11 protein-coding genes are annotated in these 11,964 nt (G+C 28.0%); 4 read left to right on the top strand and 7 right to left on the bottom strand.

The window, feature by feature from the left end; all coding sequences use genetic code 11:
* Nucleotides 1-88 precede the first annotated feature (88 nt).
* From KQI30_RS01750 to KQI30_RS01735, 4 genes are all read right to left on the bottom strand, one after another.
* Nucleotides 89-1,264, bottom strand: a complete 1,176-nt coding sequence (locus KQI30_RS01750; protein WP_216461437.1) for a DUF1002 domain-containing protein — start codon at nucleotides 1,262-1,264, stop codon at nucleotides 89-91.
* A 246-nt stretch (nucleotides 1,265-1,510) separates the two neighbouring features.
* A complete protein-coding gene (gene htpG / locus KQI30_RS01745) occupies nucleotides 1,511-3,388 on the bottom strand; it encodes a molecular chaperone HtpG (RefSeq protein WP_216461436.1) in 1,878 nt (625 codons plus the stop codon).
* A 447-nt stretch (nucleotides 3,389-3,835) separates the two neighbouring features.
* Nucleotides 3,836-5,269, bottom strand: coding sequence for an NCS2 family permease (locus KQI30_RS01740; RefSeq protein ID WP_216461435.1), 1,434 nt, complete (start codon nucleotides 5,267-5,269; stop codon nucleotides 3,836-3,838).
* Between the two features lie 935 nt (nucleotides 5,270-6,204).
* A complete protein-coding gene (locus KQI30_RS01735) occupies nucleotides 6,205-6,630 on the bottom strand; it encodes a hypothetical protein (RefSeq protein WP_216461434.1) in 426 nt (141 codons plus the stop codon).
* 186 nt (nucleotides 6,631-6,816) lie between these two features.
* Here KQI30_RS01735 and KQI30_RS01730 point away from each other — a divergent pair, with 186 nt between their 5' ends.
* The gene (locus KQI30_RS01730) at nucleotides 6,817-7,767 is read left to right on the top strand and encodes an AEC family transporter (protein WP_216461433.1); all 951 of its coding nucleotides are present in this window, start codon (nucleotides 6,817-6,819) and stop codon (nucleotides 7,765-7,767) included.
* Nucleotides 7,768-7,778: 11 nt separating this feature from the next.
* The gene (locus tag KQI30_RS01725) at nucleotides 7,779-8,435 is read left to right on the top strand and encodes an HAD hydrolase-like protein (RefSeq protein WP_216461432.1); all 657 of its coding nucleotides are present in this window, start codon (nucleotides 7,779-7,781) and stop codon (nucleotides 8,433-8,435) included.
* A 6-nt stretch (nucleotides 8,436-8,441) separates the two neighbouring features.
* Here KQI30_RS01725 and KQI30_RS01720 read toward each other — a convergent pair whose 3' ends face one another.
* The 3 genes from KQI30_RS01720 to KQI30_RS01710 form a co-directional block, all read right to left on the bottom strand.
* Nucleotides 8,442-9,266: an MBL fold metallo-hydrolase gene (locus KQI30_RS01720; protein ID WP_216461431.1), complete on the bottom strand. Its 825-nt coding sequence runs from the start codon at nucleotides 9,264-9,266 to the stop codon at nucleotides 8,442-8,444.
* A gap of 139 nt (nucleotides 9,267-9,405) precedes the next feature.
* Nucleotides 9,406-9,672, bottom strand: coding sequence for a zinc ribbon domain-containing protein (locus tag KQI30_RS01715; RefSeq protein ID WP_216461430.1), 267 nt, complete (start codon nucleotides 9,670-9,672; stop codon nucleotides 9,406-9,408).
* 73 nt (nucleotides 9,673-9,745) lie between these two features.
* On the bottom strand, nucleotides 9,746-10,645 hold the full coding sequence (locus KQI30_RS01710; protein ID WP_216461429.1) for a helix-turn-helix transcriptional regulator: 900 nt from the start codon (nucleotides 10,643-10,645) through the stop codon (nucleotides 9,746-9,748).
* A gap of 88 nt (nucleotides 10,646-10,733) precedes the next feature.
* On the opposite strand from KQI30_RS01710, the gene KQI30_RS01705 reads away from it, so the two are divergent.
* Both KQI30_RS01705 and KQI30_RS01700 read left to right on the top strand, forming a co-directional pair.
* Entirely contained in the window at nucleotides 10,734-11,642 is a 909-nt protein-coding gene (locus KQI30_RS01705) for a M48 family metallopeptidase (RefSeq protein WP_216461428.1), read from the top strand.
* A 22-nt stretch (nucleotides 11,643-11,664) separates the two neighbouring features.
* A complete protein-coding gene (locus KQI30_RS01700; RefSeq protein ID WP_216461427.1) occupies nucleotides 11,665-11,874 on the top strand; it encodes a zinc ribbon domain-containing protein in 210 nt (69 codons plus the stop codon).
* Nucleotides 11,875-11,964: the final 90 nt, after the last annotated feature.

Below are 11,964 nucleotides of genomic sequence, written 5' to 3'. Positions count from 1 at the left end.
TTGTGACCTACACTTCTATTTCATTTAAAAAGCTGCCACACTCATTTGTGCCACAGCTCTTTAAAATCAAATTTCAATATTATACAACTTAGTTACTTGATTCTTCACCTTCAACATTGCTATTATCAGCATTACTTTCTGAATTATCTACATTTTCATTTGTAGAATTGTCCTCAGTTTCATTTGAATTTTGTGAATTATCACTGTCATCACTACTAAATAATCCTGTGAACCAATGCCAAACCTTCTTAAAGAATCCCTCTTCACTTGACTTATTTGTATCTGACGTATTATTAACAACTGTATCATCAGTAGAATCTATTTTTACATTGTCACCAAGAACACTGTCATTAGTCTCACCTAAAATACCTGAATCTTTATCTTTGCTACTGAAAATACCTGAAAACCAGTCTCCAACTCCAGAAAACCAATCTTTCATTCCATCAAAGAAACCTTTATCTACTTTTTCACCCATTGCATCTAACTTATCAGATATTGTTTTTCCTATGCCATTTAATGTATCTTTCATTTCTTTATAATTATAGTCTTGTGCTGCTATTTTTTCCATTAATGATTGAATTTGTTCCTTTTGTTCATCAGTTAATGTTACATTATAATTATTAGTTACATTATTTATAGTATCAGCAATTTGTTTTGCATCGCTTGTACCATTTTTTATTATATCTTTCTTTATATCATTAACTACTCCTGTTGCTTTTTCTTGTCCAATATCATCACCAAGATCCCCAGTGGTAATCAATTCTTCACAAGCTAATTCTTTTTTATCTTCATCCAACTTTTTACCTGTAGCATCTTCAAATGCCTTCATTATACCAGTTAATGCACCAGTACCTGACACTGGAAATGGACTTGCAATTACACAGTCTGCATCAGTTAATCCAGCTGTTGAAAGTGTTGTAGCTACCATAGAACTTGTTACCCATGTAACATTAGCTGTTTTTACATTTATACCATTTCCAGATTCCTTTGGTTCTACATATGAACAAGAAAAAGTTTTTGTCCCAATTTGTGCTTCTGAAGCAACACCTTCTAGGTATTGTCTTTCCTCATCATTGTTAACTTCTAATACAACCACTTCATTCTTGTCTACACCAAAATATTTTAACATTTTATCTTTTTGTTCTTCATTTAAATTCGCACCTAATGTTACTACTCTTGAACCGTCGGCAAAAGCAAAAGTACTACTTCCAAATACAAGAGCAACACATAACCCTAAAGAAATCAATCTCTTTTTTAACTTCATTGCTATTCTCCTTCTTAATAAACTATTATTAATCCATAAATACATAATACTACATTTTTGTGTATTTTTCCACATTTTTTGTAATATAGTTACATATCTTCATTAACCTTTGCAGGTTTTTTCTAAAATATTATATCATAACTATATTAATAATATATTAACATTATCTTAATAAGAAATTACATTATAAAAAAAAGCTTTGGTACTTACGAAAATTAATCGTTACTTCCAAAGCTTTCTTTAGCATTATTTCATTATCTTACATATGTTATTAGTAAATTCAACTGGATCATTTATTGGTAATCCTTCTATAAGTAATGCTTGATTATATAAAACATTTGTATATAAATTAAACTTATCCTTATCATTCTCATAAGCTGATTTTAAAGATTTAAATACATCATGATTCATATTTATTTCTAATACTTTTTCTGCTTTTACATTTTCATTATTAGGCATAGAATTTAAAACTTTTTCCATTTCTATAGTAAGATCCCCGGCATTTGATAAGCAAACAGGATACTTCTTCATTCTCTTTGAAGCCTTAACTTCTTTAACCTTATCACTTAAAACTTCTTTCATTGCATCAAATAAGTCTTTATTTTCTTTTTCTTCACTTTCAGTTACTTCTTGATCCTTATCTTCAATACCTAAATCACCACTAGATACTGACTTAAATTCTTTTTCCTTATATGACATTAACATTCTAATTGCAAATTCATCAATATCTTCTGTAAAGTATAAGATTTCATAACCTTTATCTGATACCATTTCAGTTTGTGGTAATTTTTCTATTCTTTCAATAGATTCTCCAGCTGCATAATAAATATATTTTTGATCTTCTGGCATTCTTGATACATATTCATCTAATGTTACTAATTTCTTCTCTTTTGAAGAATAGAACATTAATAAATCTTGAAGATCCTCTTTATGGCTACCGAACTCGCTATATACCCCATATTTTAATTGTCTTCCAAAAGAAGCATAGAACTTTTCATATTTATCTCTTTCATTTTTTAATGTATCTAATAAACCATTCTTTATTTGTGTTTTAATATTTTTAGCAATAAGTTTTAGTTGTCTATCATGTTGTAGTATTTCTCTTGAAATATTAAGTGATAAATCTTCTGAATCTACTATACCTTTTACAAAACTAAAGTAATCTGGAAGTAAATCAGAACATTTATTCATTATCATAACACCATTAGAATATAGTTCTAATCCTTTTTCGTAATCTTTTGTATAAAAATCATATGGTGTTTTTTCTGGAATATATAATATAGAATTATAACTTACAATTCCATCAACACTTACATGGATATGTTTTATTGGTTTATCATAACCATAATGCTTTTCAGCATAAAAATTATCATAATCCTCATCAGTCAATTCATTTTTATTCTTTCTCCAGATTGGTACTCTACTATTTATAGTTTTTTCTTCTATAACATCTTCATATTCATTTTCAGTACCTTCTTTTAATTTCTTTTCTGTAACATCCATCTTAATAGGATATCTTATAAAATCTGAATACTTCTTGATTATAGACTTAATAGTGTATTCTTCTAAGTATTCATCATATTTCTCATCTTCAGTATTCTCTTTTATCTTAAGAATGATATCTGTACCAACAGAATCTTTTTCACATGGTTCTATTGTATACCCTTCTACCCCTTTTGATTCCCATTTATAAGCTTCATCACTACCAAAAGCTTTACTAATAACAGTTACTGTATCTGCAACTAAAAATGCAGAATAGAAACCTACACCAAATTGACCAATTATATCATGACCATCTTCTGTATCATTTTCTTTTTTAAATTTTAAAGAACCACTTTTAGCAATAACTCCAAGATTATCATCAAGTTCTTCTTTAGTCATACCTATACCAGTATCAGAAATTTTTAAAGTTCTATTATCTTTATCTATAGATACTTTTATATAATAATTATCTTTATCAAAAGTTATAGAATCATCTGTTAATGCTTTATAATAAATCTTATCAATAGCATCACTAGAATTAGAAATAAGTTCTCTTAAGAAAATTTCTCTATGAGTATAAATAGAGTTAATCATTAAATCTAATAATCTTTTTGATTCTGCTTTAAATTGTTTAGTTTCCACGCTAAACCTCTCCTTTCAATATAACCCTCAAATCTCGTTTTGTTAGCAATCTAACCAGTTGAGTGCTAACCTCTATATTTTATATACTCCTTTTTTTATTTAATGTCAACATATTACTAAGAAAATAAAAATTTATTAACATTTTATTATTAAAATCATTGCAAAAAAGGCTGCTCACAAATGAGTCAAAGATTAAAGTGTGGCAGTTTTTTAATAAAATAGAATGTCAAGGCACAAGTATGAAGGCACATGGCACAGGTATATATCAGTGCACAATTGTCAGTTCACAGTGCACAGTTTGTGAATTGAACATATGATATTTTCCCCACAGGGGGAAAATTAACCGAAACTGTGAGCTGCCTTAACTGTGCGCTGAAATTGTACCATAATAAAAGGAGATATCGCTAACAACTTTTCATTTGTCAATGCGACACCTCCCTTTTTAACCTATATTATTGCTAGAATTATAAAATTAACTATAAATAAAGCAGTACAAACCCACAAAATTGGATGAATTTCTTTTGCTTTATTCTTACAAACTTTTACTATACAATAGAAGATAAATCCTGATGCAATTCCATATGATATGCTATAACAAAATGACATAAATATAGCTGCAAAGAATGCTGGAATAGCTTCTTCTAAATCATCCCACTTTATTTCCTTAAATGATGAAAGCATCATAATTCCAACTACAATTAATGCTGGTGCAGTTGCTTGTGATGGTACGATTCCTATAACAGGTGCTAATACCATACTTAATAAAAATAATATAGCTGTAACTACAGCTGTTAGTCCTGTACGGCCTCCAGCACCTATTCCTGCTGCACTCTCAACATAAGTCGTAGTGTTTGAAGTACCTAAAATAGCACCTACTGATGTAGCTATTGAATCTGCAAATAATGCTTTATCCATTTTAGATTTAAATCCTTTTCCATCCTCAAGAGCTTTTTGATCTTCTGCACTAAATATTCCTGTACGACGACCTGTCCCAATAAAAGTACCTATTGTATCAAAAGTATCTGATAAACTAAATGCAAATATTGTGATTAACACTAATGGGATTTGTGATGTATCACTAAATAAAGATAATAAACCTTTATTTCCAAAAGCGACACAAAACGTATCTGATAATTGTCTAAATGATTCTCCTAATCCTGCTGTAGTATTTATTGCAGACAAATCAACTACACCAAGAGGTATTCCTATTATTGTAGTAACTACTATTCCTATAATAATTGCTCCCTTTACTTTAAAAATCAAAAGAACAACCATCAGTATAATTCCTATTAATGATAAAATAACAGCAGGTGTATTAAAGCTAACAAGCGCTGGCACTGCACTACTGTTTGCTACAGATGTTCCACTATCTAAAACTTTATAAGTTCCTGGATCTGATGTGAAATTTATAAGTCCTGCATTTTTTACTCCAATATAAGCAATAAAAATTCCAATTCCTCCACCAATAGCATGTTGTATGCTCTCTGGTATTGCCTTAATGATTAACTTTCTAATCTTTGTAACAGTTATAGTGATATTGATTAGTCCACAAATAAATACCATTGCTAATGCTTGTTGCCATGTAAAACCTAAAGCTCCACAGACAGTGAAAGTAAAAAATGCATTTAGTCCCATACCTGGTGCCTGAGCATAGGGAACATTTGCAAAAAGCCCCATTACCAATGTACCTATAGCAGAAGCTATTATTGTTGCTAAAAAAACCGCTCCTGCGGGCATTGGATTATCTGCTGTACCTGCCAGTATTAACATAGATGGATTTACAAAAATTATGTATGCCATTGCAAAGAACGTAGTAATCCCTGCCATAATTTCTGTTGAAATAGTTGTACCATTTTCTTTTAGCTTAAAAAATTTCTCCATAAAAGACTTCCCCTTTTTTAAAATTGAGTTTATTTCATTTTTTTATATAAAATGAAATATATTACACAATTATATTATAGCACCTTATTTGTAAAACTAATACATCGAACATGAAGCATTTTATATTCTTAATTTATACCCAGTAATCGTGATTATATAATATTCCTAAAATTTTATAAAATATTTTTCATCACATTTTACATACATATTATGTAAAATATGTTAATATATTATTAGGGCACAGAATAAAAATTTAATGAAGCATTTTAACAATTAAATCAACATTTAATTGTTAACGTATTCAAGTTCTAAAGATTTCATTAAATTTTATAAAAGATTCCTCATTTATTTCCATTCATAGTTATTAATTTACTGAAGTACATCTGAATTCTTATATAACAAAGAATTATGTTAAAGTCCCCATTTATCTTTGATTAGTAAGTTAAATTGTAGAGTATTTTGGTTTAATAATGGACTTTAGAATGGAGGAACCTTGTATGAAAATATCAGGTATTAGCGGCAACAAAAAATTCAACTTTAGTTGTAGCCCCAAGAATGAGAGATTCTTAAGTATTTTGATATTTTTATTTGGTATAATGTGTGTTATTGCATATGTACTAATAAACGTCCTCAAATAAGCATAAAGACTTTTCAAAGATGCCCTAAATCTATCTTTGAAAAGTCCCTATACTAAATAAAAGTATCCTATAAGGAAGCAAACTTTTGCTTCCTTATTTGGTTTATCAAGGTGAAAATTCCACCTAACTTTAGTATACACTATTTTTTATGATTTTATTACATTTTTTCTTATTCATATTTAATTTTACTATATAAATAAGAAAAAGTTGATTTAAAGTTTGTTTTTTATAACTTTAAATCAACTTTTCATATTTTCTCCTAAATACTGATTTTTCATTTGTTATACCCCATCTAGATTATTTTACAACGTTAAACAATTCGTAAAAATAGTCCATATCATTCTCTAAGGTTTCATTAATTTTTGTGTAATGCAACTCATTATTCTTATCATATATACAATGAGTATGCTTTATTGTAAACTCTTCTTCGTTATTAATCTCATACGCTGTTACTACTTCTTTTACATGTTTTTTTCTTCTTGAAACAACAACCCTATAATTATGTTCCCCAATTATCTTTTCATAATAACATTCAGGATTGTTATTTGACATTCTAAATACATAATCTGGATCCCTTAAGATACTTTCAATCTTATTCAAATCCATTTCCGGATGTCTTACTTTAATGTGACTCTGAAAATTTGCATTATACAAAAGAATCTTTTTATGAACTTTTCCCTCAAGCTTAAAAATCATTAAACCTTCTTCATAATAATGTTTCATAAATATTGCCCCCAAAATAAAAGTTAACTTAGTAATTTTTAATTACCCTTTATCATTTGTGCTTATATTTATCTATCGTTTCTTTTTATATTCTCTTGATATATTAAATTTTTATATCTTTTCCCTATTTTTTCTTTATATGCTATAATATTAAAAACCAATCTAGTCAATAATACGGAGGTAAAGATGAATAGCTTTTTTTATAGTATAAATGCTACAATTCCTATATTTTTAGTTATAGTTTTAGGATATATACTTAAACAAATTAGAGTTCTAAATGATGAGTTTGTTAAGGTATCAAATAAGTTTAACTTTACAATAACATTACCAGCGCTCCTATTTCATGATATTTCTACTACTAATATAAAAGAAGCTTGGGATTTAAAATATGTATTATTTTGCTCAATTGCAACTACTATATGTTTTTTTACTATATGGATTTTAACAAAAATATTTATGAAAGATAAATCTATGGTGGGTGCCTTTGTACAAGCTTCTTTTAGAAGTAGTGCTGCTATTCTTGGAATAGCTTTTATTCAAAATATATATGGTAACTCTGGCATGGCTCCTTTGATGATTATAGGTACTGTTCCTTTATATAATATATATTCAGTTATAGTTCTTACTTTGGAAGGGGCTGGATCATCTACTGAAGGAATTGTAGATAAAATCAAACACTCTTTAATAAATATTGCTAAAAATCCAATTATTATTGCTATTATTGCTGGTCTCATGGTATCAGTAATTGATATAAAATTTCCAATAATAATTACTAAAACAGTAAGTAGTCTTGCTGCTATGGCATCGCCATTAGCTCTTATAGCAATTGGTGCAGGATTTGAAGGTCGAAAAGCTCTAAAGAAGCTTAAACCAACAATTATTGCCTCGTCAATAAAATTACTAATTCAACCTGCCATATTTCTTCCTATAGCTATTTTAATGGGCTTTACAGATGCAAAATTAATAGCTCTTGTAATTATGTTAGCCTCTCCTACAACTGCAAGTTGTTATATTATGGCTAAGAATATGAATAATGATGGCGTCTTGACTTCTAGTATCGTTGTATTAACTACTCTTCTAAGCTCGGTAACATTAACTTTATGGATTTTTATATTAAAATCTTATAACTTAATATAAGGAGGTATTTTATGAATAAGAAAATTATTCTATTCGATTTAGATGGTACTATCACCGATCCTATGATAGGAATAACTAATTCCGTCAAATACGCATTAAAATCTTTTGGCATAGAAGTTTCTAACAATAAAGATTTATATAAGTTTATAGGACCTCCTCTTCAGGAATCTTTTAAGGAGTACTATAATTTTAATGACATTGAAACAGACTTAGCAATAAAAAAATATAGAGAATACTTCTCCGATAAAGGTATCTTTGAAAATTCTCTATATACAAATATGGATTTATTATTAAAATCACTAAAAGATAATAATAAAACTGTTATACTAGCAACATCAAAGCCGAAAATATATGCAGAAAAAATATTAAAACATTTTGATATTATTAAGTATTTTGATTTTGTAAGTGGTAGCACTTTAGATGGAAGTCTATCTAAAAAAATGGATATTATTAAATACGCCTTATCTTCTAATAACATAACTTCTCTATGCGATATTGTGATGATTGGTGATAGAAAATATGACATAACTGCTGCTAAAGAATTAGGAATAGATTCCATTGGAGTATTATATGGTTATGGAGATTATGAAGAACTTACTAACGCTGGAGCCACATACATAGCAAAAGATATAACTGAGTTATCAACAATTCTTAATATTCAATTATAATAATTGCTATATCTCAATACATGTACCTGTAGATAAATATTGTAATCTTTCTTTTAACATATCTTTTAACTGATTATAAGGAGCTAGTCCTGTACAATGACATGTATAGTAAAAAGAATCTTTACTTTTTAAATAACATCCTATTTCATTAATTAAAGAGGTATCTTCACTTTTCTTGTGACTAGGACTTGAAAGGTGAAATCCTCCTAATACATATTTCGGTTCCTCTCTTTTTATATCAATAAACTCATCTATTATATTTGATATTCCTCTATGGGCACATCCAGCAATTAATACTAATTTATCGTTATCTTTTACAATTAAATTTTGTTCATGATTAAAGTTATCTTTTATAAATTGTCCTTCCTCTTTCATAAGTAATACATTATTAGATTTTGATAATAAATTATTATTTCTTACTCCAGAAAAGATTTCTAATTCTTCATCAAGCCTTAAATATTTATCTACAAAAATAATTCTACTATTATCTTTTAATCCTTTATCTAAACCTATTTCTTCAATAATACCTGTAGGTCGTTTTGAGTAATGCTCTTCAAAACCATGTTTATTAATGTAAATATTTGCTCTAGTATTCACCTCTAGGAACTTTTTTAATCCTCCACCATGATCATAATGGCCATGAGAAATAATAACTAAATCAATATCCTTAATATTTATATTTAATTTTTCTGCATTCTCAATAAATAAATCCGTTTTCCCCAAATCAAATAATATTTTATGTTTTTTTGTTTCTATATATAAACTTAAACCATGTTCATTTTGAAATTCATCAGAAATTGATGTATTCTCTATTATCGTTTTTATAATCATGAATTTCATCCCCAAACTTCAAATATATGTATATTTGTTATAGTATATCTCCTTTTTCTTACATTAACAAGTTCTAAGTAATAAAAATAAAATATTAAGAGCTTTGCTTATAAAATTAATTGCAAAGCTCTTAATATTCTTACTTACTCCATCTTTTTAACTTTGGAAATACTTCCTTCATCATTGCCCTAGCAGATTCCTCTGTCATGTTACTATTAGCATTTACAACATGAGGAATACAATCCTCTATCATTTCATCCATAGATATATCTGCTATAAACTCTCCATCTTTAAAACAATATTTGCAGTACTCTTCATTCTTACTTCCATCTGCATTAGTACCAAGTAGATCTTTTTCTCCTCCCATAGGCATTGCACAACTTTGACAATAATTCATATTTTCCATTAATATCCCTCCATAAATAATTATTTTTTATGTACTTATAATATCAATGATAAACTGACCCATGTTTGTCATATTATAAATATTTATTTAAAGTTTCCCTTAATAGTTTTCTAATTTCATCTCTCAAATATTGAGGCTCTATAACTTCTGCATAAGATCCATAAGAAAGAATATAACTATACACCCATGAACCTATAGGATAAGTTGTGCTTACAATAAATGAGCCATCTTCTTCTTTATAAATTTCATCCTCTGAAAATTCATCATAAACCCTATATCCTTGTGATGCATCAACTCTCATCTTCATATTTATACATTGAATATCACTAGGTTCAGTAATTTCCATATCCATATCTTTTTTAAAGCATCTTGTAAACCGTTCTTCCAATACCTCTATCTTACGTATTCTATTAATTTTAAATATTCTTATTGATTCTCTAACTCTACAAAATGCTACTATATACCATGACTTTCCCTTAAACATTAATTGCAAAGGTTCTATAACTCGTTTACTCTTTTCTCCATAACTACTATAATACTCTATGGATATAACCTCTTTTTTAATAATACTTTCTTTTATAATGTTGAACTTTTCTTTTTGATTTTCACTCCAATCAGAAAAATCAACTTCTATCCACTTTTCATTACTCTTACCAAAAAATTCACTGACTTTTGAAAGTACGTCATCTACATTGGTATAATTTATTGCACTCAACCCTTGTAATGCAGCTATAATCTCATTTTGTTCACCTTCTGAAAGCATCGATTTATTTAATACATAATTATCTAAAATTCCGATTCCTCCACCTTTACCTTTAGTAGTATATATGGGAATACCTGCAGAAGATAGTAAATCAATATCTCTATAAATTGTTCTCTGAGATACTTCAAATTTATCTGCCAATTCTTTTGCTGTTATAGTTCTTTTATTAATCAGTATATATATAATCTCAAATAACCTATTAAATCTCATTTTCTCACCTATTTACAGTTTGTTATCTTTATTATAACAAAAGCATTTGCTATAATTATATCAAATTCTAATATCTGGAGATGATAAATTGGACAACTTATTAAATTCTAATGAAATACTAGATAATAATAAAATAAAAAAATGTAGGCATAAATCTGAAAAACGTTGGTATAGGGCCCTTGTAATAATAAATATATTGATTATTGTATCTGCAATCTCTATATTTGCTTATAATTTTAAAAATAATTATAATACCATTAAGAAATCAATAGTTGAAACATACAATAATCAAGATAGTGATGAAACCGATATCGAAGATATACCTACTGATGTTAAGATTTTCTGCTATGGACTAGCAATGCTTTTAGTACTACCATTTTCAGTTAACTTCATGTATGCAGGAGTACGAAGTAGAGCTATACGAATAACAGAAAAAAATTTCCCAGACATATATGAAAGAATAGTAACATACTCTCATATTTTAGGACTAAAAAAAGTCCCTGAAGCATATATTGTTCAAGAAAATGGTGTGTTAAATGCTTTCTCTGCTTTTATAATTAGAAAACAATATATACAAGTTAATGCAGATCTTTTTGAAATAGCTTATAGAGAGCATCATGATTTAGATTCTATCTCTTTTGTTATAGCTCATGAATTGTCTCATATTAAGTTAAAACATGCTACTTTTTTATATAATATATCTATTCTTTATTCTAGTCTTATTCCTATTTTAGGAGCTACAGCTTCTAGAACAAGAGAATATAGTTGTGATAGATTAGCACAAAAAGTTACCGGTGATAATGGTATAAATGCTATGCTGTCTTTAATGGCTGGAAAACACTTATATAAATCTATTGATATTGAAGACTATTTAAATTATGCTAATGAAGTAAGAGGATTTTTTGTATGGTGTTATAATTTATCTTCTAGTCATCCTATTATGCCTAAAAGAATTAAAGCCTTAGAAATGGAAGAAGGCAGTGGACAACTTTATTAAACAAATATATGGAGGTTTTATTATGGAAAAACAACAATATGTATGTCCTAAATGTGGATGTACTCACTATGATCATGATCAATTTCAAGCTACAGGTGGTAACTTTGCAAAAATATTCGATGTACAAAACAAAAAGTTTATAACAATAAGTTGCAGTCAATGTGGTTTTACTGAATTGTATAAAGCAAAATCAATCGATGGTTGGAATATACTTGACTTCTTAATGGGCTAATCAGTGCACAGTTCTTGTTCTCTACATTGTATAATAATAAAAGGCGGTATCACTAACAACTTTTCATTTGTTAATGCGATGCCGCCTTTT

The sequence above is a fragment of the Clostridium bornimense genome (assembly GCF_018917145.1).
In the GTDB taxonomy this organism is placed as follows: Bacteria; Bacillota; Clostridia; order Clostridiales; family Clostridiaceae; genus Clostridium_AN; species Clostridium_AN bornimense_A.
Note: the sequence above shows the minus strand (reverse complement) of the source record. Positions and strands in the feature narration are given on the sequence as shown.

Coding starts and splice junctions, on each gene's coding strand:
- KQI30_RS01750 (WP_216461437.1), bottom strand. CDS start 1,264: ATGAAGTTAAAAAAGAGATTGATTTCTTTAGGGTTATGTGTTGCTCTT.
- KQI30_RS01740 (WP_216461435.1), bottom strand. CDS start 5,269: ATGGAGAAATTTTTTAAGCTAAAAGAAAATGGTACAACTATTTCAACA.
- KQI30_RS01735 (WP_216461434.1), bottom strand. CDS start 6,630: ATGAAACATTATTATGAAGAAGGTTTAATGATTTTTAAGCTTGAGGGA.
- KQI30_RS01730 (WP_216461433.1), top strand. CDS start 6,817: ATGAATAGCTTTTTTTATAGTATAAATGCTACAATTCCTATATTTTTA.
- KQI30_RS01725 (WP_216461432.1), top strand. CDS start 7,779: ATGAATAAGAAAATTATTCTATTCGATTTAGATGGTACTATCACCGAT.
- KQI30_RS01720 (WP_216461431.1), bottom strand. CDS start 9,266: ATGATTATAAAAACGATAATAGAGAATACATCAATTTCTGATGAATTT.
- KQI30_RS01715 (WP_216461430.1), bottom strand. CDS start 9,672: ATGGAAAATATGAATTATTGTCAAAGTTGTGCAATGCCTATGGGAGGA.
- KQI30_RS01710 (WP_216461429.1), bottom strand. CDS start 10,645: ATGAGATTTAATAGGTTATTTGAGATTATATATATACTGATTAATAAA.
- KQI30_RS01700 (WP_216461427.1), top strand. CDS start 11,665: ATGGAAAAACAACAATATGTATGTCCTAAATGTGGATGTACTCACTAT.